Origin of the sequence: Pseudoalteromonas sp. XMcav1-K (assembly GCF_044005875.1) — a bacterium.
GTDB classification, from domain to species: Bacteria; Pseudomonadota; Gammaproteobacteria; order Enterobacterales; family Alteromonadaceae; genus Pseudoalteromonas; species Pseudoalteromonas spongiae.
This window is the reverse complement of sequence record NZ_JBIPJE010000050.1, coordinates 115,851-140,429: the sequence shown is the minus strand read 5'-3', so window position 1 is coordinate 140,429 and position 24,579 is coordinate 115,851. Positions and strand designations below refer to the sequence as shown.

Genomic DNA, 24,579 nt, shown 5'->3' with positions numbered 1-24,579 from the left:
TAGGCAAATGCAATGATAAAACACATAACTCAAGATGATATTAAAGCGATGGAGCAGCGCGAACGCGCTCGGTTAATTAATAGTTTATCAGGCTTTAAAAGTGCGAATTTAATTGGTAGCCAAAACGCATCTGGAATAACAAATCTGGCGATCGTCAGTTCAGTATTTCATTTAGGTGCAGATCCTGCGTTAATTGGTATGATCATCCGGCCAGATACCGTTCCAAGAGACACGTTGAGCAACATTAAAGTTACGGGTGTCTACACCATTAATCACGTAAATTCATTGATTTGGCAACAAGCCCATCAAACATCAGCACGTTATGACGAAAGTGAATCTGAGTTTGAAAAAGTAGCGTTGACGGAGCAATTTGAGAAAGGCATAGATGCGCCATTTGTTGGTGAATCGCAAGCCAAATTTGCCCTTAAATTACGCGAAATTAAACCGCTCGAAATTAACGGCACAGTATTAGTCATTGGGGAAATAACCCATATTATTGTGCCACAAATGGCGCTTGCAAAAGATGGTTTTATTGATATTGAAGCGCTTGATACCGTGGCGATTTCAGGTCTTGATTGCTATCACACAACCGAGCGACTAGGGCGATTAAGTTATGCTAAGCCTAATACAAAGCCAAAGTTACTGAATATTGAAGGTGACGTTTGCTAATAACATTGGTTTAACCGATTCCATAAAAAAGCCCTACTCAAAAAGAGTAGGGCTTTTGCTTTTAAGGAAATAATAATTAGAACACCAGGTCCACACCAAAGGTCACTAAGTCGGCGTCGTTGTTGCTTAAATCATCTTCAAAGTGGGTGAATTCCACTTTAAATGCTGCTGATGGATGGAAGTCATATCGTACGGTAAACGAATATGCATTCGATTTAGCAGCTTGTGATGCGAGTGCTAAGTTAGTGGCATCTTGTAAATACAGTGGTGGATTTGTACCAGGTGCAACAACAGGTATTTGTACACCGCCAGGGCCTGTTATGCTGCGTGGTACTTGGTTAAATTGATCGTTTGAATTTTCATCATCGTTGCCTTCATACGTTGCACTTAATGTGACTGAATCCATACGATAACCAAGCGACACATAATATTGTGTTTGTTTGGCTAAAATACTGTTATCAATCTCAAATTGCGTGTATTCAGCGTCGAATAGAATATCGTTGTAATCAATTCCAATACCGATTGCTGCAAAATAAGCGTCGTCTTCTTCAATGGCTAAGTTATTATACTGCTGATTTAAGCCATAGGCTTGCAAGCCATTAAGTAACCCTGAGAGTTCGCTACTACCGCTAACATCAATACTGGCTTCAGAAACAAAATAAGCAACCCGTCCTGTTAGCCAACCGTTTGATAAACTCCAGTTAATACCAATTGTGTCTTTAAGTTCAGCAGCGTCGGAATCGGTAATTGCGGTTATATCTGTATCAACCGCACCCACCATTAGCTGTAAGCTGCTATCAAGTTCACCTATGGTTGAGTTATGCAGATAGCTTAATCCTTCATAGGTTGAAAACGACAAGTTATAAACCGATTGCGGAGGTCTTACCCAGCGGTAGGCGTAACCTACGTCAAGAAAATCGGAGTACCGATAAAATGGAATTCGCATTTTACCGGCACTTAGCTGTGAATTTTCAGATACTTCATAGGTTAAATATGCCCACTCAAACTCGGCATTAAAATCATCACTGCCTCGGGCTAACAGCTGTGCGGTTGCAGATAGCCCATCCATCACATCGGCGCTAACTTGTACCGCAAACAAACTGTCGTTCTGCCAGTCTAGTTCATCTGAGTAATTGTATAAGGCATCATCACTACCAAGGGTTTGCCCACCGTAGATAGAGGCAAAACCATTAACTCGGATATCTGCATAGCTTGATGTTGCAAATCCAGTTAATAGTAATGAAGCAATTAAATAACGTTTCTTCATATTAGCTCCACCTCAACTAGAAAGATTGAACAACCTTTACGCTACCATCGGCGCTGCCTTTTGAAACAAAACCAATTAAATTGGGATTCTTGGATACTAAACTCACTACCTCGGCATCATTTGCAGCTTCTTCTGGCGGAGTGCCTTTACCTGTGAACACTAACTTTGACCAATATGCTTTTAATTGGCTAGACGATTTGTTTAACACGTTTTGGTTAAACTCATCAGTAGCAGGGTTGCCATCAGCCTGAGTAATGGGCAGCGCTTTTGAACCATCGGCAAACGATTTTGCTTTGCCTGTAAAGATTTTCTTGATATCACCCGCGTCAATTGCATTTGCATTTGATGGGTGAACAATAACATCTACCGCAGCGCTTAATGAGCAAGATGTGAATAGAATAAGTGTTAAAATAATAAAATTTTTCATCGTATTACCCTCAATTAAAATACCATATCAACGCCTATAGTAATGGCCTTGCTATCACCTGCTACAGCCAGTTCATACGAGTTGTCTTCGACCTCGTCGTATTGAATTTTAAACGCTGCGTTTGAGTGGAAATCCCAACGGATACCAAATGATGTAGTGTTGTGATCTTCGCCATCATCACCATCTTTTTGATCGAAGGTAGAATAAGAGACAAAAGGGGTGAACGAATCGATACGGTAGCCTAATGTCAGCATCGCGGTATCTAAATTACCGTCAAGATCGAGACGGTTTAGTTCGCTTAATACAAAAAAGTTACCAAAATCAGCGTTGACAGCTAACCCATAAAAGTTGCCATCGCGCTCATCTTTACCGTTCCATGTTGATGGTTCGCCACCGATATAGCGTTGGTTGGTATAGCTCATAGCTGTTGCGCGAATTTCTAACCAGTCATTACTGGTTTGAATTACACCGCCAATAATGTCTTTCCAAATTTCACGTGTTTGTTCTTTAAAAAAGAACTCTGAAAGTAGTTTATTTTCTTTGTCGTCTTCGCGACCAAAATAGATATTACCCGATAAAGACCAATCACCGATTGATCCTGTGTAAAGGGCGTTTACACCGTTGTAGTTAAAAATCTGCCAAGTGTAGTTATCTGCGGGGGCACGCATCCAAACGTAGGCATAGCCAACGTCGTAAAAATCAGAATAGTAAAATAATGGAAGGCGTTTCTTACCTGCCTGTATTGTCCAGTTGTCGTTTATCTCATACGACAAATAAGCCCACTCAAACTCTGCGTTAAAGTCATCTGCACCGCGGGCAACAATTTGTGCTGTTGCGCTTAACCCTTCACCGACATCGGCACTAACTTGCAAGCCAAAAAGGGATTCGGGTTTAAAGGTGATATCTTCGTTATATACGCTCACTATAGGATAGTCAGCGAGAAAGGTGGGTTCATTAATGCCGTAGTGAGGAACACCTGTGCCACTAAGTACTTTGCCTGCATTTATGCTAGTAAAACCAGAGATATTAACATCTGAAAAGCTTGGAAAAGCTGCAAAACACAATGCACAACCTAATAAAACTCTATTATTCATAATCGTTTCCTAAATTGCTTAATTTGCGTTATTAGCGAGGTAAGTATAGTTAAATAAACGAGATTACTAGCAAAAAATAAAAAATAGACGACAATTTAATGGTAGTGCTTAAAAGGGCTTATTTAAAACAATAGCTTAATGTAGGGTAACAAGCAGAATGAATATTATTAGCAATTTAAGTATAAACAAGAAGATACACCTAATTACAGGGTTAACTGTGATACTGTTAATCGCTATTTTGGCGGTTAGTCGCAGTACCATGGTGGATAATGAAAAATCCATTAACGAAATTTCGAATGTCAGTTACGAAGTAGTGAAATTTGCAACTGCTAACAAATATTTAGTGCAAAAATTGGATGAGCTTTATACTCAGTCGGTTACATTTGGCGATGAAGAATTGATTGGTAAAGCAACAGAGACCGGTGAACTGATAAAACAGAACCTTGAACAACTTTCGCGTTTATCGCCTGAGGATGCCAGTGGTCGAGATATTAAACTGTTGCAAGAGTACAGTAAAATAGCAAAAGACATAGCGTCGGGTATGATTAACGGCACAGCCGACTTTTCAAAAATCCAACAACAAGCACAGGAAAAAACCGCAAAATATGAAGAGCTAGTGAGTCATTTTGAAACATTTCAAGCTAAGTCAGATGAGCGTTTTCAGGCGCTTATTAGCGATACATTAGAGCGTTCAAGCGATGCGATTAGTGTAACCATCGGGATTATTGTTATCGCCATCATTATGTCTGCGTTATTGGCCATTTACATTGCGCAAGCCATTAGTCAATCAGCTAAAGAAGTTGCGTCTTCACTTGAACAACTTGCCAATGGCGGAGGCAGTTTAAGCAGTAAGTTAGAAGTGCGAGGTGAAGATGAAATTGGTCAAGTATCGCAAAACTTTAATGGCTTTATATCGTTATTGAAAGACTCGGTAGAAAACGTTGTGTCAGTAGTCAGCCCGTTAATGGAAAACTCAACGCGCTTGGTACAAGGTATGGAGCGCGCTGAAAACGCAACTAACCAACAATCACATGATGCAGAGATTGTACGCCAGTCAATGGAAGAGATGAAATTAAGTGTAGGTGACATTTCTAACTCGGCGGCGAGTGCCGCAGAAGCAGCAAGAAGCGCTGAAAAAGAAGTGGAAGTCAGCGCGCAGCAAATTGAATCTTCGGTAACAGAATCAAATGCACTTCGAGATGAAATCGAGGCGGCATCGGGCACCATTGATCAATTAGCCAATGACACTCAAAACGTAGGGCAAATTCTAAACGTGATTACCTCTATCGCTGAGCAAACGAATTTACTTGCGCTTAATGCGGCCATTGAAGCGGCGCGTGCAGGTGAACAAGGGCGTGGTTTTGCCGTGGTTGCTGATGAAGTACGTGAACTTGCATCGCGTACCGCAAAATCGACAAACGAAATTCGCGATTTATTAAATGTTTTGACAGTGGCTGCTAATGACTCGGTAACAGCAATGAATTCAGCAATGGAAAAAGCCAAACAGAACTCAGACAACGCAGCAAAAACAGGTGACTCAATTCGTAAAATCGCCGAACAAATATTGGCGATTAATGGTATGAACGCACAAATTGCTACGGCAACCGAAGAGCAAACGTCGGTCGCTTCAATCGTGGTTGATAATGTGTCAAATATGCACTCGTCGTTTGAGTCGACATTAAACTCACTAGAGCAAGTTCGCAGTGTTGCAACAAACCTGCATGATTTATCAGACAAGTTACTGGATGCAACATCGCGCTTTAATCTTTAACTAAGTACTTTAAAACAAAACACCTACTATTTTCTGCTGTAGGTGTTTTGTTTTAAGAAAACTCGTTTTTCAACATGCCAAACTTCTGATCGTTAAACCACTTATCATCAATTTTGTAGTTGTCTCTGAGCACGCCTTCTAGTTTAAACCCCAGCGCAGTTAATAATCGACTTGATGCGTCGTTGCCTTGTGTAACCGTAGCAGTTACTTTGTGATAATCACATTCATCAAATGCAAACGCCATCACTTTACGCGTTGACTCTTTCGCATAACCTAATCCTTGAAATTCAGGGTCAAGCATAAAGCCAAGCTCGGCTTGCTGATAAGGTTGCCACTGTGATAAAAAGCCGGTTACGCCAATAGGCGTCATGGTATTTTTATCGAATATAGTGAGTGTAAGCCAATCGTTAGATTGTTTTTGCCAAGAAATACAGCGTTCATCAAATCGTTGCTTTATAACATCAAGCGTAGGCATATCGCTTATAAAGCGCATAACCGCTGGCAATTGGTGCAAATGTTTGAAAAACTGCCAATCGTCAGAAGAAAGCGATCTAAGAAGAAGTCTTTCGGTTTCAAGTTCCATTTTGTAGATAGGTTGCTCGTTATGTTTTTAGCATAATATGTCAAAATTATTAAACTAGCTCAATGAATTAGGGGATTAGTTGTAAGAAAAAGCGTAATCAATTATTTAATAACATGATGAGTTGCATGTTTTTTAAATTGTTTGAATACAATCTTTACTTATCTCGGTCTAAACTCAACATGATGTAATTTAATTTTTAAGGTGCGCTATGCTTGAAAATGTATTTAATTATATGTTTTTAACAGTACTCATTTTTTTGTCATTGCACGCGCATGGAACTAGCAATAAACAAGTGACATTAACTTATTGTTATGAAAACAAACCTGTTTTACCTCATTTTTATGGTGAAGGCCCATTAGTACCTCAGTCTAAGCCAGGTCCGACAATTGATATTTTGAATCAAGTAGCGACTTATCATCCCGGTTTAACCATTAAATTTGTGCGCTATCCTTGGAAACGTTGTTTAAACGACCTCGCTAGTGGCAAAGTAGATGCTGTGGTGGGGCGGTATCATCCGCTCAGAGAGCAAATAGCCCGTTACCCAAAAAGTAGCGATGGCGAATTAGAAAACCGCTTTAGTTTTTCGAATTCTGCATCGTGTTTGTTATACAAAGCGGGCAGCATAAATTGGGATGGCGAAACACTGAGTTTTGACAAACCAATGAGTATGTCTATTCCAAATGGTTATGGCGTTATTGGCGAAATGCGCAAAAAAGGTTTCGATATATACGAATCACCATCAATAAATAAAGCCCATGAGCTACTATTCAAGGGGCGTGTGGCTGTTTCGCTAAGTAATTGTCATATGGAAGATGTACCAACTGGCTTTGAACAAAATACCATTCCAATTAATCAAAGTATTGGATATTTGATGTTTAGCCATCAATTTTTTGAGCGCCAGCCTCTATTGGCGAATAAGCTTTGGAAAACGCTATCTGAAATTGATGCTGAGGCGTTTTATCAAGAGTACTTTAATCAAGCCTTGGCAAATTAAGCTGATAACAGCGCATATAAAAAGCGGGTAGCCCCGCTTAAACTTTCCCCAAATATTATTTGAGCGTGCGAATACTCCGATTTTTGTGCAACAGCATCTTTATTATCAATGACAAATAGATGTTTAGCTTGTAGTAGCTCGATGATCAGTTGTTTATTTTAAAGTATGAGTCATTGTTACATTTTGTTTTGATTAATAAAAATTAGCTTTTTATTAAACCTTTTTCCTTTTGCTCGCGACTAAGCTTTTAAACCAATACATTTACTCAACAGGATTAAACGCTATGAAACAGTTCGCCCTTGTTATGTTAAGTTCGGCTATTCTTACCGCTTGCGCGGTTGCAAATGCAACATCAGACAACACATTGGAGAATGATGCACCGAACATCTATGTGTTTAAGGATTGTAAGCGCCTAGATACTATCGCGATGACAGATTTGCAACTGACCGCTTACCATGCAATGAAAGCGGATGAAGTGAAGCTAAAAACGCTTGAAAAGCCGATGAAAAGTATGGAACGTGAACTTGCAAAACATGAGCATGCATTAGATAGCTTATCAGGTGATATGGTTATTGAAGATGGCGATACTGTGGTTGTGAATAAAAAATTAATTAAGCAACACGAACAAATCGCTGAAAAAATGGAAGCGATAGTCCGTTCTCATAGCAAAGATATTGAAGCCCTTGAACTGCATGCGCGTCAGTTTGAGCGCACCGCTCGTGACTTTGAAGCGGCAATTCAGCCGTCAATTAGCAAATTTGGTGAAAACAATATTCAAATCACAATTGGCAACAAAGCACCTAATTGGCAATGCGAAGCCTAAAATAAACGCTATCAGTTATGGTGTGGTGTGCGTCACCCACCTATTGTAATTTTCATTCAGCAAACGAACATAATTAACAGCATTAGCGTTTATAATCGCGCTATGTTAATTCCGTTCAGGGTTTGGCTTTTTGGTTAGCTGAATTCTTAAGGTTTTTTGGAAAACCAATCAGCGATAAACTCTATGCACTTTGCAAGAATAGGAGGGGTATGCTTGCGGTTTGGATATAAAGCGTACAAAGTTAAATCTGGTTTCGAACAGTTGCTTAGCACCTCAACAAGCTGACCTTTTTTAAATGCGGGTTTCGCAACAAAGCTTGGTAAAAAACCGATACCTAAACCCGCTACAATCACATCTTTCATATACAAAGTAGAATTCACTTTTAAATTGCCTGTTACGGTCACTCCTTCATTTATTGGCCATTTATTACCTCCTTTAAAGTAGCTGTAGATAAAACAATTATGTGTTTTAAGTGACTGAGGCGTTGTTACATCGCCATGCTTTGCTAAGTAATTTGGCGAAGCGCAGACATGATAAGTAAATTTGGTGAGTGGTTTACCAATGTAATTGGAATCAAATACAGTGCTGCTAGCACGAAAGCCTAAATCAAAACCATGTTCCAATAGATCTAATGCTTCATCGCCTAGGTGAATATCTAATTCGACTTCTGGGTATGCACTCATAAAGTCACTTAGCACAGCATTTAAATCGGTTAACCCCAACGCCATTGGTAAATTAATTCTGAGTTTGCCTTTTACGCTGTTTTGCATTTGCTGCACATAGGCATCAGCATCATGAACTTGAGCGAGTATTTCTCGACAGCGGTTTAAGTACCCCTCACCAATGTGAGTTAGTTGAATTTTACGTGTTGAGCGGTGAAGTAAGCGAGCGTCAAGCGTCATTTCAAGTTTTTGAATTTCTTTACTCACCATCGATGGTGTTACGCCCAATTCTTCAGCGACCGCGGCAAAACTGCCAAGATCAGCAAGACGCGCGAAGAGGTGCATGCATCTGAGTTTATTCATGCTGATATGCTTTCTGTTAAAACTGTTTCCATTTTGGCATTAGTTTAGTTCCATTTCTATGATTTTTGGATTTAATTCTTTAGCACATACTGATTTTGAATTTACTCAATATTAAAAAATAAAAGGAAACACCAAAATGTATCGGCTTTTTTATTCTCCTGACGCATGTTCATTAGCAACACATACAGTACTAAACTTACTCGATCAACCACCTCAATTAGCTTCGGTAAATGTGTTGGATAGCTTTGCTAAGGTAAATCCTGCGAAGCAAGTGCCGGCCTTGCAATGCGGTGAAGAGGTTATGTGCGAAGGCGCGGCAATTTTACTTTATTTGTTAAATAAACATGAAAATGACCTGCTGCCTGCAAATGGTGTTCAACGCCTGCACGCGATTGAAAATATAATGTTTGCCAATGCAAGTATGCATCCAGCCTATAGCCGCTTATTCTTTATTAATAACTTAGAGTTAGACCAAGAAACAAAGCTTATTTTGTTTAATGCGGCACGTGAACATATCAACCATTTATGGCAAGTAGTAGATCAGAAATTATGTGGTAACGCATTTCTTGGTGGAGAATCAGTATCGGCCGCTGATATTTTGTTGGCTGTTTATTCGCGTTGGGGGGCGTATTTTCCGGTCGATATTCCATTGAGCGAACGTATCCAAGCGATGCTCAAAAACGTATTTGCACTCGATGCTTTTAAGCTTGCATTAAAAAATGAACAGGCGGATCAGAAAAAACATGGATATTAATGCAAAAGAGGCGGTGGTCAACACTGTAAATGCTTATTTTGAGGGATTACATTTCGCCGATATTGAAAAGCTACATGCCATTTTCAGCCATGATTGTGTACTTAAAGCCCCCGGTATTCGTAGAGATTTAGACAGTTGGCTTTCGCTAGTTGCTGCTCGTGAAGTTCCTCATGAAAAAGGTGATCCGTTTAGTTATAAGGTGTTGCAATTAGAAGTTATAGGAGAGCAAGCGCTTGTTAAAGTGTATTGTCCTCTATTAGGACAAGAATATATCGATTATTTAGGGCTGCTTTATGAAAACAACCGTTGGCGTATTGTGAATAAAATGTATGCACCCAGAGTAGGAGAATAGTTATGCCATACGTAAACATTCAGGTAACGAAAGAAAGTGGTACACATAATGTAGGCCCGACTGATGAGCAAAAGCGCCTGCTAATTGCTGGTGTTACCGAGTTACTGCAAAATGTATTAAATAAAGACCCAAAGACAACGCATGTTGTTATTAGTGAGGTTGCGCTGGCTAATTGGGGGGTAGGGGGAGTGCCTGTCATTGACTACCGAGCGCAAAATAAGGAGAGCATTTAACTAGTAATGCGATAAATAGCAGCCTAATGGCTGCTATTTTCATTTTACACTTAGAGAAACTAAGTCGAAGCAATTACCAAGTATAATTTGCAGTAATCGAGTATTGTTCACCGCGACCTGGTGTACCTGGTACTTCTTCGAATTTTTCATTCCATAAATTATCAACGGCGAACACCACATTTACACCTGATAATTGGCTTGGTGTATAGGTAGCAGTTAAGTGGGTGAACAGCGCGTTGTCATCGCCGTTACGCAGGGCATTTTCTTGCTGTTTGCGCCATTCATTATCAATGCGCAGTACCACACTGTCATGAAGGTGCCATACGGCGCCAAGCGTTACGCGATGCGGTGGATAATTTAACGCATAAAAACTGGCGTCTACGGTGTCGTCAAAGTAGTTTTCAGATTTATCTAAATAAGTGTAACTAGCGACAATATCGGCGTTACCAAAACTTTTAATCGCAAAAAGTTCAAAACCTAGCGTGTCAATATCAACGGCGTTGGCTGCGCGCGCTGAAGTTGCATCAAAACTATATGTCCAGTCAGTTAAATCGTTATCAAAACGATAAAAAAGTGAAGAATCGAAGCGCCAGTCTAGGGCATCAAGCGACATCCCAACTTCAATGTTCTTACTTACTTCACGTTTTAAATCGTGATTACTTCTAAATAGGCCGCCCGTTTCGCTGCCTCCAATTGCGGTGTAGCCAGCAACTTGCGTAGCTTCAGCATACGATAGGTAGAATTTGCGTGTTGAGTTACCTTGACCACGTGTTAGCCATGAAATATCACCAATTACAGATACATGAGAGTCATCACGATTAGTGTCGTCAAATGCAACGCCAAGTCGAGCGGTTAGGCTCTGGTTTGCATCAAGTGAGGTGGTGTATTCAGGTATAACACTCAGTTTGTAATAATCACGCGAAGTAAAATTGTTTTCAAGGGTAGTTGATTCAATTGAATCAGCCATCGCTTGCGCCGAATACAATACGTTAAATTGGCTATTTACACTGTGCGTGCCTGATAAAGCAAAAGCGTCTACTTCCGTTTCATGAAAAGCCTCAAACATTGATGGGTTTTCTCTTGAGAACACATAATGATCTTGATGTTTTCTGTGGTACGCGGTTACTTCAAAGTGACTATCATTTGTGTATTGCTGCGTGTGATTTATCATAAACAGCTTAGTTTTTAACGCTTCTGTTTCGTTCACGTTAAATGGCGTATACATATTTGGCCAGCCGAAGAATTTCTCTTGTTGTCCATAAAACACATCGGTTTGAGAATGTTCGCTGGCGAGTTGCACGCGTCCTGAGGCGCGGTCAAAATCATGATCGCCAAACTCGATGGTACCATCACTTTGTGAGTGAGAGTATTCACCTTCCACGCCTAAAGTCCACGAACGGTTAGATGCAAGCTGTGTGCTGTATGCACTGTGCAATCTAAACAGTTTAAACCCATTGTTACCAGCACCTGCTGATACATTGCCACCGCTATTAATAGTATTCCATTGATAAGCGATTGAACCTACAGAACTATTAACACCGTAAAGGGCGTTATCTACGCCAGTGAATACCTGTGGTTTAGATAGCATTTCAGGTGCAATAGGAATTTCAGCAAAGTAATGGCCTGTTTGCGGGTCGTATAAGGTTGCACTGCCAATGCGAAAACCTGTGTTTTCAAAAATACCGCCGCGGATGGTAACATCAGCCTGCGCTTCAGCCATATTACGCGATTGCAAATCAACGCGCGGGTCGTATTCTAAATTTGAAACAGGTGAGTCAAAGGTGCCGACAGGACGGTTATTTGCCGTGGCAGCGCTTTGAACGGTGATTTTTTCGATTTCGGTAGAAGAGGCAAGGTCGCTTGACGCGAAAGAGTAAGCGGAGAGCGTGCTTAATAACAAAGCGTTTGCAACGCGAAACATGTGATTTCCTTTTAGACGTAAGTAACTACATTCAGTTGTTGTAAGGGCTACTTGCCAACTAGCTTGGCTCAAATAAAACACAGGGGACTACCCATATAACAACATCGCTAATTTGGCGCGCATTGTATATGATCTAACTCCTGAGGCATATACGAATCATTCTCAACTTTATATATTTATGAATAAACAAAACAAACAGCGCTGCGTTGCTAGCGCAAACACGTTAGATCACGTTATCTACTTTGCAGGTGGCTGTTTATGGGGGGTGCAAGAATACCTAAGACATCTTCCCGGTGTAATAAACAGTGAAGCAGGCAGAGCAAACGGCACTGCCAACAGCACACATGCGCCATACGATGGGTATGCAGAATGTGTAAAAGTACAGTTTGATCCCGCATGTATCACGATTGAGCAATTGATGGCGTATTTCTTTGAAATTATCGACCCGTACAGTATTAATAAGCAGGGGCAAGATATTGGGGAGAAATACCGTACGGGGGTTTATAGCCAAAACCCAGCTCATTTGGGCGCTGCTGCTGCGTTTATTAATGCTCGAGATGATAAAGAACAGATTAAAGTAGAAGTATTGCCCCTTACCAATTACGTAAAAAGTGATGAAGAACATCAAGATAGGCTTACTCGCTGCCCTGATGACTACTGCCATATTCCGCAATCGCTTTTACATAAATACAAACAGTAAATTGTTGACCTTATAAGTTGTTTGTCACAAGGTGGGTATGCAGAAAGGTTCTTACATAATATTTAAGATGTCTGGCGCTACGTATTTAGCTCGGTTGATGCAGTTTGCAATAAACTAGGGTCTGTTGATCTTTGCTATTCTATTTTTGTTCTCTTTAAGCGTGCTTTTATCGCGGCGCTCGATGTGTGGCCTACCAATCTAAGCGAATATCGAGCAAAGCTTCCGCGTCCTGCTCACGCCCCTTACCTACATCCGTGTAGGCAACAATGAGAAAAGTGCGCTCAAAAGAACCGTTCGGCAACGCTTGATTGGGTTTTCTACTGTGTTATCGGCTGACTCACATAGAATAACTATGCCACGCAGCCTCTGCCTTGTATAAAACCCAATCAAACTGCTGCAAAACGAACTTGAAAGATCAACAGACCCTGGGCATCAACCTCAAAGCTCTTTTTGTTTGGTGATTATTAAGTATCTTGTTGTTGGTTTGCATTATTAAATTTGTGGAATGTTATACGTTGCCAAACAAACCACTGTGCGAATAAAGCGACAATTAATACAGGTACAAATGCCTGCAACATAGGTATATCGTTGGCGGCAGTGAAAAGACCGTAAATAACCCCTAATCCAGCTGATATTAGGGTGATATTTTTCCATTTTTTACTGATATCGATACGCTTTCTACAGTTCGGACAGTGGTAATTCCACGGATTAATATTTCTAAAACTTTGCAAAAACGTGATTTCATTATTACATTCTGGACATGTAGGTTTCATTTCAATACTCCCTGTTATTATTATGTTTATGAGTATAATCAAACACCTGCTAATAGCCCTCGTTATGTGTTTAACGGTTTGGTCAAGTGATTAATGGCAAGTACGGACAGAGTGTTGTAACAGCCCTATGAGATTACCCGTTACGCATTTCAACATTTTGAAACAATTATTCTTATTTGACGCTTGTGTCTATAAATTGTTCAGGTAACAATCGAAAGCGGATAATTTACAAGGAATAATTACAATGAAAAAGCATTTTCAATTAGCCGCTGTCGCCTGTGCGCTGGGGCTTGCGTTGGCAGGCTGTTCACAAACAAGCAGTACATCGAAAGCGGCAGAGGCCGTACAACAAGCACAAACATTAAAACAATATGATGCTGAAACTTTCTTTGACACCACCTCTATTATGGGTAGTAGTTTTTCACCAAATGGTGACAAAATTCTGGTGAGCAGCGATGAAAGTGGCATTTATAGCCTTTATGCGGTTGATATTAAAACCGCAAAAAAAACACGCTTAACAGATTTCCAAGACAGTACCTACGCGGTGCGTTATTTTCCAAATGACGAACGTGTGATCTTTACCAAAGATTCAGGCGGTAATGAGCGTTTTCATGTGTATGTACGCGAAGTAGACGGCAGCGTTAGAGACTTAACGCCAGGTGAAGAAACCCGTGCGCGCTTTGCCGGTTTCACAGAAAATGGTAGTCATTTTTACATCACCAGTAACCAGCGCGATGCTAAGTTTATGGATTTATACCGTGTTGACGCAAAAAGCTATGAAGTAACCCCTGTTTATCAAAATAAAATGGGTTTAGATGTGGGGGCAATTAGCCCTGATGGCCGTTTTATTGCGCTTTCTAAAAATAACTCAAACAAAGATAGCGATGTGTTTATTCTCGATACGATGAAAAAAACACTTAAACCAGAGTTGATTGCAGGAAAAGATGTTGAAGCCACATTTGGCCCAGAAACCTTCTCGCGAGACAGCAAAGCACTTTATTACTCAACCAACGCAAAAGGCGAATTTGCACAGATTTGGCGCTACGATTTAACCTCGGGTGAACATCGCCTTGCACTCAAAGATGACTGGGATGTTAATTTTATTTACTTCTCTAAATCAGGGCGTTACCAAGTGAGTGGTGTAAATGCCGATGCCAGCACTAAAGTCACTGTGATGGATACAAAAACTGGGCAATCGATTGCGATGCCAAGTTTACCTGCGGGGAATTTACGTGGCGTAAATTTCTCGGCAGATGAAAAAACCATGGCGTTTTACTTAAATTCCGATACGTCACCTAATAATTTATTTGTTTGGCAGGTAGGATCATCAAAGGCATCACAACTTACAAACAGTTTAAGTGCTGCAATTGATCAAAATGATCTGGTTGAAAGTACTATTGTGCGTTTTAAAAGCTTTGATGGGTTGGAAATCCCAGGTGTGTTATACAAACCAAAACAAGCAAATAGCAATAATAAAGTACCTGCACTTGTGTGGGTGCATGGCGGACCAGGTGGACAAAGCCGCACCGGTTATAGCGCTATGCAGCAGCACTTGGTAAACCATGGCTATGCAATTTTTGCGGTGAATAACCGAGGTAGCTAGGGCTATGGCAAAACTTTCTTCCATTTGGATGATAAAAAACACGGCACTGATGACTTGCAAGATATCGTGTACGGTAAACAACACTTACAAAGTTTAGATTGGGTAGATGGCGATAAAATTGGCATTATGGGCGGCAGTTACGGTGGCTTTATGACCGCGGCAGCGCTTGCGTTTGAGCCAGAAGAATTTAAAGTAGGTATTAATATTTTTGGTGTCACTAACTGGGTAAGAACGCTTAATTCTATTCCACCATGGTGGGAGAGCTTTAAAAAAGCGCTTTACGATGAAATGGGCGACCCAGCAACAGATGGTGAGCGTCACCGCGCTATTTCGCCATTATTCCATGCTAAAAATATCACCAAACCTTTAATGGTAATTCAAGGTGCGAATGATCCTCGTGTACTGCAAGTAGAAAGTGATGAGCTGGTGGCAGCGGTAAAAGCAAATGGCGTACCGGTAGAGTATGTCTTATTTGATGATGAAGGCCATGGTTTTACTAAAAAAGAAAACCGCATTGAAGCATCGAATGCTTACCTCAAGTTTTTAAATACCTATTTAAATAACTAATCAACGATTTTTAAAATTGCAAAAAGCCGGAGTAATCTCCGGCTTTTTTTATCTCGCTAGCGCTTTAACCGCTGAAAGTACGTCCTCAGGTTCAGCTCTTAGGGTGTAATCTTCTTTTGCAAAGGCAAATTGAATTACGCCATTTTGATCGATGACATAGGTTGCCGGTAGGGGCAATTCATAACTGTTGTCGCCATTCGCTTTTGGAATATCAAGACCAAGTTGGTGATACACCGGAACTAAACGCTCATCAAGGGTAAATACTAAACCACAGGCTTTTGCTAAGGTATTTTCCACATCCGAAAGTACAGTGTAGGCAAGCTCATTTTCGTTTTTGGTAGAAAGTGAATTGTCTGGTAACTGTGGTGAAACAGCAACTAATTGTGCGTTATGTGCTGTAAATTCGGCTGAAAGTGCATTTAGCGCTCGCAGTTCTAAATTACAATAAGGGCACCATCCACCGCGATAAAAACTAAGCACCAGTGGGCCTTTTTCTAATAATGCTTGTGAACTAACTAAAGTGCCATCGCTATTTGGTAAGTTAAATGCTGGCAGCGTATCACCCACTTTAAGTGCATGCTGGCTTAACTGCTTTGCAATTAGTTTATCTGTGGTGATATCCATTAAATCTAAAATATCGTTACTAAGGTTAGCTTTTTTTTCGACTTCAAACGCGTCGATTTGGCTTTTTAATGTCATATGTATTCCACTTTTTATGTCAACAATGAACTCAGTATAGAGTTTTATTTTTTTAGATATACAATAGAAAAATGAAACCTAAATTCGAAAATATTAAATCAACGCTATGTATAGTTTATGTGATTTAGAAACCTTTATTGCCATTGTTGAAAATCAAGGGGTGGTTGTTGCTGCAAAAGCACAAGGTCTTTCCCCTGCAACGGTCAGTCATCGTTTAAATAAGCTAGAAAAATCGCTTAATACGGTACTTATTTTTAGAGATAGCCGGCGTATGCGGTTGTCGCCTGCAGGAGAGGTATTTTATCAACGCGCGGTGGCAATTTTAGAGGCGTTGTACGATGCAGAGCATCAAATTGGTGCCCGAGGTTCGGCCATTTCGGGTGTGCTGAGAGTGACCATGCCACCGTGGGTTTTTTCCAAATTTGTATTGCCCGCACTTGCAGCGTTTGAGTCACACTATCCCGATTTAAAGCTGGATTTTATGATCACCGATCAATTTGTGAATGTGGTGGATGATGCGCAAGATGTTGCAATTCGGGTAGGGCTATTAACCGACTCTAACTTACTGTCGCGCAAGATTGCCCGTAATTCACGTATTTTGTGTGCATCACCTACTTATTTGGCAAAGCAGGGCACACCAAAATCGATAACCGATCTTACTAATCACCAATGGGTCTGTTTACCATGGCAACGGCAGCTTAAATTTAAAGATAATGACCGCGTTATTAACCACAGTGTGGCAACTCAACTGACGATTTCAAACTCGGATAATATGACACAAGCTACAGTTGCAGGGCTGGGTATTGCAATTAAATCGCGCTTGGCAATACAAGATGAATTAGCGGCTGGACAATTAGTTGAGATTTTACCAAACACCTTGTTAGATGATGACGCGCCAGTTTGGTTTCTAAAACCGCAAAACAGTTTAGTTACACGTAAAACCGAAGTGTTTTATGAATTTATGAAGTCGTTGTTTGAAAAAACTTAGGGTATATATTCAACGCCAAGGGCTAGCTGAAATGCTAGCCCTTGGCATGTTAAAGCGGTGAAACGATTAGCCCCTTGGTTAAGCTACTAAAACTGTAGGTTCGACTGCCACCTAATCGTTGCCCCCCGTTTTTAGCGTCGTAATAACCACCTAACTCAAGTGTTGAGCGTTTGCTGCAGTTGAAGCAAGATGCCGAACGGTGACGCACAGTAATTAAATCTCCATTTTGTACGAACCCTGGCGATGTTGTGTAAGGTTCATTATTAATGGAGTATTCGCCTTGTTCAATTATTGCCATAACTTTGGCACCAGACGTTAAGTCACTTACAGTAAATGGAATAGAGTATGTCCAAGTATTAAGTGCGACAGACATTCGGCGTCCAATTCTTGCTGGACGCGGGGATACATTAAGAGCTGTATCTTCAATAGCTGTCACAGCAAAATTGTTTAAATAAGGGCGTTCGGTAGTGGCTACCTGAATGTGTCCATTTGATTGTAATACTGAAAAGGCTGCGCCATAAGCATTCACGATTCCGGCAAATGGCGGTTGACCAACGATAGCAACACCGCCGTTTGCAAAGTTTGCTACTGGTTGACCTGAGTTATCAAAGCGTGCGACTAAAAGTTGATGGTTATTATTTTGTTGAATACTTCCGGTAACGATAGGTGCAGAAGTCGGTCTCAATGTAAGACCTAAGCATAGTGACGAACTGCCATTAGGCACAACAACGTTTGCTGCTCCGTTGTTGCCAAAAGAAGTATCTAACATACCATTTGCCGTATATCGTGACAAAACGCAGTTTTTGGTAAGCAATAAAGTGCGGTTATTTATATCGCGCTTTACACTGACTAACTCTTCACCATTTGCAGCGGGTACAATTATATGGCCTGAGTTACCAAAGTTAGTTACGAGGTTTCCGTTAGGATCTAATTGTGTCACTACTTTGGTTGTTACCGCAGTTGATGAACCAGTAAGCACCCAATAGCCATATGTAATAATACCCAGCGGATCTATTTCTAAACTAACAGGCATATGAGGAAATTGGCCACCAAGTGGGTATGAAACGGCCAATACTCCGTTATTTGCAAAGCTATTATCAAGTGTGCCAGATGGCGTAAAGCGCGCAACTAATGTGCCATATAAGCATCTTGTGGCAACCAAAATGTGGTTATTTGCATCAACAGCAAGAGCATAAGGAATTATATGACCTTGACCAGTAAACGGTGCGAAATTTCTTAATGTTAAGGCTCCTACACCATTGGCAAAAGTGCTATCTAAGTTACCGTTTGCATCTAACTTAGCAAGTACGCCATCGCCACCAATAGAGCCAAGGTTAAATCCAGTAATAATTGTTTCTTGATTATTGGTGCGCGCCATATCGGTTAAATTGAAATTACTAATACCGAGTACAGAGGGTAGGTTTATTTCAACATGCCCAGAACTGCCAAAGCTTGCATCCTCAGTTCCGTCACTTAATAGTTGGGTTATTCTAAAGTCGCTCGGATGATGGCCTATTCCAGCAATGATAATCCCATTATTTGAAGTGGCAGATGCAGCAATAACGTTAGCACCCGAAGGCGTATGAACTATGCCTCCAACACCATAATTAGTATCAACATCCCCTTGAGCCGCTGTTGCATTCCCAGAGAACAAAAATACAAAAATGATCAGGTGACTTAATAGATTATGTTTTTTCATATTGAATTCCTTTTGATTAATTCCTTGCTCGGGAGTGTCCCGCGTTTAAAAAGTAGTCAACCAGCGCTTCTTTGCGTACAGACAAATGCCTAAAATTGGGCGCGTTATCTCTTAAAAATCAGGAGGGATTTGCAATGTTTCAACAAAGCACTAAATACTCTTCTAAAAATTAGTTAGTTACGTTTTTTATTGCATTTTTAGATTGAAACGGCACTCCGTTTTTTGAAAAAATCAAAATAAATTTTGTGGTGATAGATAGAGTAGGATCCAGTCAGAATTTACCTGACTGGGTTTTTGATTAGTCTAAAGCACTTTTATTATTGCTATCGTAAACCAACGCCGCATAGCGTTTATCAATAGTACTAATGTGGCTTTTAAAGGCGTGTAACTCATCGCCCGTTAATTGAATATTACTTGGTTGCTTCATTTTTAATGGGTTAATTACTTTACCGTTTTTATGCACTTCATAATGCAGATGGCGTGCGCTAGAAAGCCCTGTATTGCCTAAAAAGCCAATTGTTTGCCCTTGGCTTACACGAGCACCATGCTTGATACCTTTAGCAAAGCCTTTTAAATGTGCATACAAAGTGCGATAGCCGTTGCCGTGATCAACTAGCACACGATTACCAAAGCTTCGGCTGTAGCTGGCTTTTAGTATTTTGCCTTTACCCGCTGCCATAATTGGCGTACCAATTGGTGCGCTAAAATCAATGCCTTTATGTTGCCTTGTGTAGCCTAAAACGGGGTGTTTTCGTTTACCAAAGTTTGATGACAATCGCGCGCCATTAAGTGGGGTTTTCATTAAAAAGCTCTGTGCTAGCTTGCCATCTTTAAAGTAAAAAGTGTCTTGGTAATGGTAAAGTTCGTAATGTTTACCTTGATTGATAAAGGAAATCGCAACCAGCTGTTGTGGGTTACTAAAGGTGCTAAATAAATGTGCATCTTGCGTGAGTTTTACGCTATTAAAATTTAAGGTAATTTGATCGCCTTGTCGAATCTCCCTTTGAAAATCAACAAAATGTGACATCGCTAATATCGCGCTGTTAATCACATTATTGGGTACTTCAGCATCGCTCGCCGCTTGATAAAGGCTGTGATTAATTGCAAAAGAACGACTTATTTTCTCCGTTTGGGTTGTGATTGCATTTTGCGTAATTTCCCAATTTCCTTTTACTAATTTTGCGTTAATTAATTGTGCGAAACTCGCTGCAAATCGAATGGTTTTACTGTTTGGCGTTTCAATTACATCAAACTGAGTGTGCGACTGAATTTTCTTAAAATCATAGAGTGGTTTAATCGCATCGGCTAAGGCGTAAACCTCTGAAAATGAAAATCCCGCCAAACGTAATAAATGGGTCAGTGTATCACCTTTATTTAGGATATAGGTTTGATGTGTCACCTCAGTGTTATGCGGAGCTGTATTGTCTTTTTCGTGCGAACTTACTTGCGTACGTGAGTCTTCTATGTCGACGTTGTTGTTTTGCATTTCATCGTTACATTGGCTTTGTTCATCACAGCCTACGAGTAATAATGCTACTAAAATAATACGTGAAAAATGCATGTTATTTCTCGTTTAAATAAATGAGTGGATCAACTGTTTGGCCATCTTTTGCTAGTTCAAAATGCAAATGTGTGCCTGTTACCTTGCCGCTATCCCCCATTTTTCCTATCAGCTCGCCGCTTTTAACCCACTGACCTTGAGTAACTGAAATTTCGTCTAAATGCGCGTAGAGCGATTGCCAGCCATTGCTGTGTTGGATCACAATGGTGTTACCAAATGCAGCTGCCATAGTTTTGTTGTCGGCAATAATCACTTTGCCAGTTTTTGCGGCAACAATGGATGTGCCTTTTGCATCAACTAAGTCCACGCCGCGATGAGGCCGGTTTTTGCGAAACGAAGTTACGTGGCCATAATGAGAGCTGATATCGATATTTGCGACCGGATACTGCCACTTATCTTGTCCTGCATATACTTGCGATATTGCGCCTTGTGCCAGTACAACAATTAATAGCGCGCAGCTGAACACATAAAGTGATTTTTTAATTTGGACTGGCGCGTGGCTAAAAATAAACGTAAAGCGTTGCTTGTAGTCGGCTACCTTGATGGTTTGCCCTGTAAAATAAGCAGCAAATGGGTTTAACGCGCCTTGCTGTGATAATTTAATACTGAGTAACAAGGTATTAGCGTAATCTTGCGGCGTATAGCGATGGCGCGAGATTGTTTGTAAATCGCAGCGTTGTTCCATTGCATTTACATACAATTCGCTGAGCCGTTTTATAGCGGGATTAAACCAACAGATTTCAACCAAAACTAACCACAGCCAAGTATGAAAATGATCTCGGTTAGCAATGTGCATTTCTTCGTGGGCGAGAATAATATCCTGCTGCTGTTTGCTCAAATGCATAAAATACTGAGGTAACACAAGCGTAGGTTTATGAAAACCAATAACAAACGGCGATTGATTCATCGGCATCACCATACAAGGCACAGTACTTAAGTGATACGGAGTACCCGTCGCAATTAATGCCTTTGCGTTACGATAACGTTTAGTTAGTCTCATTAGGCGATATGCAGATGGGATAAAAAGCCCCCCAAAAAGCAACCAATTAATGTTAAAGCCGTTTTGACTAGTGGTTTGCTTCGCCACTTCACCAACAAATTGCATTTGTTGTTGCGCACTGGAACTAAGCCAAACAAAGTTGACTTCTGTCACCGTGAATACGTCGAAATTTGGTAAAAATACCGCACATGGAAGGATGAGTGCAACCCAACAAAACAGCGGTGAAAGGCGCTCTTTTTTCGCTATTTTTTTTAATAAAGCAGCAACTAAAAAACTAATTACTAGCCAACATAAAAATGAGATTAACCACATAACTTAGTTGTTTTTCTGTTGTTGTAATGTATTTAAATGAGCCTCCAATTCAGAGAGTTCATCTTGTTCAAACAATTGGCTGCCAGAGAACATGGCAACGGGTAAATTGCCGTCTATTTCAAGTACGCGTTCAGAGAAGTCTTTTACAAATGCGGCGAGCGTAGGCACTTTATCAAGTAATGCTGAATAGATTTTTTTATTCCCTTGCGTTTCTACACTGACATAGTTTTTTTGCGCCATGCGCTCTAATGTTTTGCGTGTAGATGAATAACTCCAACCGTAGAGTGACTCCATCCGTTGGTGAATTTCTTTACCCGTTAGCGGCTGTTGCTGCCATAAAGACTTGAGTATTTCGAGTTCTGGGCCGGTAAGTTGCAAAACAGTTTCCTTTTTATGTTTATTCGAATATGGGAAGTCACAAGTTTTATGTGACAGGTGTCGCAATTTAACAGTGTTTTTAGTGTGACACAAGTCGCAGTTGGTGTTTTATTTGTTGGTGAACGCCTAAAATACCTTTTTTAAACAAGATGATTCTGCATGTTATTTGTTTGAATTGATGATTGGTTTTTAAGGAGTTGCTGAGCGTTAGATGGAGGATAACTTCGGTTTACATAAAAAACTTGTGTTAAATTAGTTTTTAAATATCTGACTAGTAACCACTAATTAATAGTGTTATGTGTTACGTTAAAATATAAATAGGCGAAGCTGCGACAGAAAAAGTTTTGCCGAGCATCATCAGCCTTTGTTTGGAGCTAGCTTGATATGCATATTCGAGAGTACAACGAGAAAGACTTCCCAAGTGTTTTGCAGATTTATGCGAAATCCAAATTGGATGAGCTTCGCTTTGAGCAAAGAGCGTTTAAACTCTTACCGTTAGAGAACGATGAAAAGAGACTGTCAGCGATAAAAGAATCAAAGATATATGTTTTTGATAATGGTGAGATTCTCGGTTATGGGGCAATATTCGAGTCCGAGATCAGAGCGTTATTTGTGTGCCCTAGTGCAAGAGGAAAGGGAATTGGAAAACAAATTTTCGAATTTCTATTGTCACAAATAAACGGCAAGGCTAGCCTATTTGTCGCTAAAACAAATGAGCCCGCAAAGGAGCTCTACAAAGCATATGGATTTAAAGTGTCTGCTGAGTTTCTTACTGAATATAATGGTGAGCCAGTGTATGCAAATGAAATGATTCGTAACAATGTGTCGCGCAATTAAAGCATGGTTACTGACCGACTAATCTATACCTAATCCCCATATTTAAATTTCTCTTAACCTGAAATTATTTTCTTATAGAAAAAGTCATACAATACCTTAAGCAAACTAAGAATTAGATTTAAGCAGCACTGTTAAAACTTCAAGCATATTCAGAAAGTTAGATTTAAGCTTATATGGCTAAAAATACTAACTTTTGGTTTTTTTGTTTGGTATATTTCACCGTGTATATTATTAAATAACTAAATATCATAGGGTTACACTTTGGTATGCGGCTTGCCTTAAAGCGAATATATTCTAAAAACAATAATGGATTACAATTTTATGCACACATCTCTTTTTAAATCGCTTCACCTTACAAGCTTAGCTGCCATCGTTCTTATTGCGTCAGGGTGTAGTGGCGTTGTGAGTCATCAATACATCAAAACCAACTCAAATGGTGCAATTACCGAAATTAAAAAAAATTATCAGCAATTTGGTGATGAATATCAGGTTATTGCAGAAATTAACGGACCAATCACCTTTAGCTCAGACGCGTTAACCATAACAAGTATGAGTAAAGGCAGTTTTGTTAAGATTAAGCATTTCAAATCAGATGACTTTTTGATGATCAGCGAGAAAAATGGTGAAGTGACGTATGGTGATCAAAAAGGGAATACGCCTAGTAAACATGAAATTGAACAGTTTATGACAAGCGTGTTTGATAATACCCCATTATTTGCTGTTGAGCGTACGAAGGCATTAATTGAACAGCAGGGAATATCTGCAGCACTTAACCAAATGGAACGGGCAAATAACGATGATACAAAATCGGCGTATATCGCAGCAGTTAGTGCCAATAACTTAGACGTACTGGCGCAAAAACGAGTGTTGGCTGTACTTGCTCAAATTAAGAGTGACTACAGCCAAAGAGTAACGGCAGAGCGTTTTTTAGATAAGCAAAAACAGCTTCCAGAGCAAGTATGGCTTACGCTTTTACGCGGATTAAATGGCATGAGTTCAGATTATGAAACACGTGTTTTGCTCAGCAAGCTAGCACCACAACTGCCTAATGCGCAAACGGTTCATCAAGCTTATTTTGATGTGTCAAAAACCATTGATAGTGATTATGAAAAATTCAGATTAATAAGTGAAATATCATCACAATCAACACACTTATCAATTGCTGATATGTTTACTGCAAGCGCTGATATTGGTTCAGATTATGAGGCTTACCGCGTCGTAAATGCATTAGCGAGCGAAGTTAAAACACCAGATGATTTTGAAGCGATGCTAACTTTTATGCAGCACATTGATTCAGATTATGAAATGAAAAGAGCTTTTCTTTTGCTGCCGTATCAAACAATGGACCGCGCAACTACTGCTCAGTCGATTGAATTAGCTAGCAAGTTTATTGACTCTGATTATGAATTAAGCAAAACGCTGATCCATATTTGTCAAAAATCACCTCATAAAGCGCAACTAACTGAAACGGTTAAATTAGCTCTGCAATCTATTGGTAGCGATTCTGATAGGGTGAAAGTGTTCGATGTTTTGTAAATAACCTTAGCTT

23 protein-coding genes and 1 pseudogene are annotated in these 24,579 nt (G+C 40.2%); 12 read left to right on the top strand and 12 right to left on the bottom strand.

All coding sequences use genetic code 11. The features are described 5' to 3' along the window. The first annotated feature begins 12 nt into the window (after positions 1–12). Positions 13–669 carry a flavin reductase family protein gene (locus tag ACHSBP_RS17455; protein WP_395389802.1) on the top strand — a complete coding sequence of 219 codons (657 nt, stop codon included), beginning with the start codon at positions 13–15 and terminating at the stop codon, positions 667–669. A 76-nt stretch (positions 670–745) separates the two neighbouring features. Here ACHSBP_RS17455 and ACHSBP_RS17450 read toward each other — a convergent pair whose 3' ends face one another. The 3 genes from ACHSBP_RS17450 to ACHSBP_RS17440 are packed head-to-tail and all read right to left on the bottom strand — an operon-like array spanning position 746 to position 3,457. After that, positions 746–1,936 carry a hypothetical protein gene (locus ACHSBP_RS17450; protein WP_395389801.1) on the bottom strand — a complete coding sequence of 397 codons (1,191 nt, stop codon included), beginning with the start codon at positions 1,934–1,936 and terminating at the stop codon, positions 746–748. 16 nt (positions 1,937–1,952) lie between these two features. Beyond that, positions 1,953–2,363, bottom strand: a complete 411-nt coding sequence (locus ACHSBP_RS17445) for a phosphate ABC transporter substrate-binding protein (RefSeq protein ID WP_010558318.1) — start codon at positions 2,361–2,363, stop codon at positions 1,953–1,955. Positions 2,364–2,377: 14 nt separating this feature from the next. Continuing rightward, positions 2,378–3,457 (bottom strand): porin, encoded by a 1,080-nt coding sequence (locus tag ACHSBP_RS17440; RefSeq protein WP_010558317.1) that lies wholly within the window; start codon positions 3,455–3,457, stop codon positions 2,378–2,380. A 157-nt stretch (positions 3,458–3,614) separates the two neighbouring features. On the opposite strand from ACHSBP_RS17440, the gene ACHSBP_RS17435 reads away from it, so the two are divergent. After that, positions 3,615–5,228 (top strand): methyl-accepting chemotaxis protein, encoded by a 1,614-nt coding sequence (locus ACHSBP_RS17435; RefSeq protein ID WP_395389800.1) that lies wholly within the window; start codon positions 3,615–3,617, stop codon positions 5,226–5,228. Positions 5,229–5,280: 52 nt separating this feature from the next. Here the strand turns inward: ACHSBP_RS17435 and ACHSBP_RS17430 are convergent, their stop codons facing one another. Further along, the gene (locus ACHSBP_RS17430) at positions 5,281–5,811 is read right to left on the bottom strand and encodes a GNAT family N-acetyltransferase (protein WP_395389799.1); all 531 of its coding nucleotides are present in this window, start codon (positions 5,809–5,811) and stop codon (positions 5,281–5,283) included. A gap of 208 nt (positions 5,812–6,019) precedes the next feature. Here ACHSBP_RS17430 and ACHSBP_RS17425 point away from each other — a divergent pair, with 208 nt between their 5' ends. Continuing rightward, positions 6,020–6,805 (top strand): hypothetical protein, encoded by a 786-nt coding sequence (locus ACHSBP_RS17425; protein WP_395389798.1) that lies wholly within the window; start codon positions 6,020–6,022, stop codon positions 6,803–6,805. A gap of 283 nt (positions 6,806–7,088) precedes the next feature. Continuing rightward, positions 7,089–7,628, top strand: a complete 540-nt coding sequence (locus tag ACHSBP_RS17420) for a hypothetical protein (RefSeq protein WP_010558313.1) — start codon at positions 7,089–7,091, stop codon at positions 7,626–7,628. 146 nt (positions 7,629–7,774) lie between these two features. Here the strand turns inward: ACHSBP_RS17420 and ACHSBP_RS17415 are convergent, their stop codons facing one another. Then, positions 7,775–8,653 (bottom strand): LysR family transcriptional regulator, encoded by an 879-nt coding sequence (locus ACHSBP_RS17415; protein WP_395389796.1) that lies wholly within the window; start codon positions 8,651–8,653, stop codon positions 7,775–7,777. A 136-nt stretch (positions 8,654–8,789) separates the two neighbouring features. Here ACHSBP_RS17415 and ACHSBP_RS17410 point away from each other — a divergent pair, with 136 nt between their 5' ends. Genes ACHSBP_RS17410 through ACHSBP_RS17400 form a run of 3 tightly spaced genes read left to right on the top strand, consistent with a single transcriptional unit; the run spans position 8,790 to position 9,992 of the window. Beyond that, positions 8,790–9,407, top strand: coding sequence for a glutathione S-transferase family protein (locus ACHSBP_RS17410; protein WP_395389794.1), 618 nt, complete (start codon positions 8,790–8,792; stop codon positions 9,405–9,407). Beyond that, the gene (locus ACHSBP_RS17405) at positions 9,397–9,759 is read left to right on the top strand and encodes a nuclear transport factor 2 family protein (RefSeq protein ID WP_395389792.1); all 363 of its coding nucleotides are present in this window, start codon (positions 9,397–9,399) and stop codon (positions 9,757–9,759) included. Before ACHSBP_RS17410 ends, ACHSBP_RS17405 begins: the two co-directional genes overlap by 11 nt. A 2-nt stretch (positions 9,760–9,761) precedes the next feature. Continuing rightward, positions 9,762–9,992, top strand: coding sequence for a 4-oxalocrotonate tautomerase family protein (locus tag ACHSBP_RS17400; protein WP_395389791.1), 231 nt, complete (start codon positions 9,762–9,764; stop codon positions 9,990–9,992). 73 nt (positions 9,993–10,065) lie between these two features. Here the strand turns inward: ACHSBP_RS17400 and ACHSBP_RS17395 are convergent, their stop codons facing one another. Beyond that, a complete protein-coding gene (locus ACHSBP_RS17395) occupies positions 10,066–11,913 on the bottom strand; it encodes a TonB-dependent receptor plug domain-containing protein (RefSeq protein ID WP_395389790.1) in 1,848 nt (615 codons plus the stop codon). 178 nt (positions 11,914–12,091) lie between these two features. On the opposite strand from ACHSBP_RS17395, the gene ACHSBP_RS17390 reads away from it, so the two are divergent. Continuing rightward, the gene (locus tag ACHSBP_RS17390) at positions 12,092–12,613 is read left to right on the top strand and encodes a peptide-methionine (S)-S-oxide reductase (RefSeq protein ID WP_395389788.1); all 522 of its coding nucleotides are present in this window, start codon (positions 12,092–12,094) and stop codon (positions 12,611–12,613) included. 464 nt (positions 12,614–13,077) lie between these two features. Here the strand turns inward: ACHSBP_RS17390 and ACHSBP_RS17385 are convergent, their stop codons facing one another. Then, a complete protein-coding gene (locus tag ACHSBP_RS17385) occupies positions 13,078–13,386 on the bottom strand; it encodes a hypothetical protein (RefSeq protein ID WP_395389786.1) in 309 nt (102 codons plus the stop codon). 244 nt (positions 13,387–13,630) lie between these two features. Here ACHSBP_RS17385 and ACHSBP_RS17380 point away from each other — a divergent pair. Then, positions 13,631–15,556, top strand: a pseudogene (locus ACHSBP_RS17380) (alpha/beta fold hydrolase). Between the two features lie 48 nt (positions 15,557–15,604). Here the strand turns inward: ACHSBP_RS17380 and ACHSBP_RS17375 are convergent. Further along, on the bottom strand, positions 15,605–16,255 hold the full coding sequence (locus ACHSBP_RS17375; protein ID WP_395389785.1) for a peroxiredoxin-like family protein: 651 nt from the start codon (positions 16,253–16,255) through the stop codon (positions 15,605–15,607). Between the two features lie 106 nt (positions 16,256–16,361). Between ACHSBP_RS17375 and ACHSBP_RS17370 the strand changes: the two genes are divergently transcribed. Beyond that, entirely contained in the window at positions 16,362–17,243 is an 882-nt protein-coding gene (locus ACHSBP_RS17370; protein WP_395389783.1) for a LysR family transcriptional regulator, read from the top strand. 49 nt (positions 17,244–17,292) lie between these two features. Here the strand turns inward: ACHSBP_RS17370 and ACHSBP_RS17365 are convergent, their stop codons facing one another. The 4 genes from ACHSBP_RS17365 to ACHSBP_RS17350 all read right to left on the bottom strand — a co-directional run bounded on the left by ACHSBP_RS17365 (position 17,293) and on the right by ACHSBP_RS17350 (position 22,193). After that, positions 17,293–18,942, bottom strand: coding sequence for a hypothetical protein (locus tag ACHSBP_RS17365; RefSeq protein ID WP_395389781.1), 1,650 nt, complete (start codon positions 18,940–18,942; stop codon positions 17,293–17,295). A gap of 298 nt (positions 18,943–19,240) precedes the next feature. Next, a complete protein-coding gene (locus ACHSBP_RS17360) occupies positions 19,241–20,503 on the bottom strand; it encodes a M23 family metallopeptidase (protein ID WP_395389780.1) in 1,263 nt (420 codons plus the stop codon). Position 20,504: 1 nt separating this feature from the next. After that, complete coding sequence (locus ACHSBP_RS17355; RefSeq protein WP_395389779.1) at positions 20,505–21,815, bottom strand: M23/M56 family metallopeptidase; 1,311 nt, start codon at positions 21,813–21,815, stop codon at positions 20,505–20,507. A gap of 3 nt (positions 21,816–21,818) precedes the next feature. Continuing rightward, on the bottom strand, positions 21,819–22,193 hold the full coding sequence (locus ACHSBP_RS17350; RefSeq protein WP_010558299.1) for a BlaI/MecI/CopY family transcriptional regulator: 375 nt from the start codon (positions 22,191–22,193) through the stop codon (positions 21,819–21,821). A gap of 384 nt (positions 22,194–22,577) precedes the next feature. Between ACHSBP_RS17350 and ACHSBP_RS17345 the strand changes: the two genes are divergently transcribed. Next, positions 22,578–23,030: a GNAT family N-acetyltransferase gene (locus ACHSBP_RS17345; protein WP_395389778.1), complete on the top strand. Its 453-nt coding sequence runs from the start codon at positions 22,578–22,580 to the stop codon at positions 23,028–23,030. A 321-nt stretch (positions 23,031–23,351) separates the two neighbouring features. Further along, on the top strand, positions 23,352–24,566 hold the full coding sequence (locus ACHSBP_RS17340; RefSeq protein ID WP_395389776.1) for a hypothetical protein: 1,215 nt from the start codon (positions 23,352–23,354) through the stop codon (positions 24,564–24,566). The last annotated feature ends 13 nt before the right edge of the window (positions 24,567–24,579 follow it).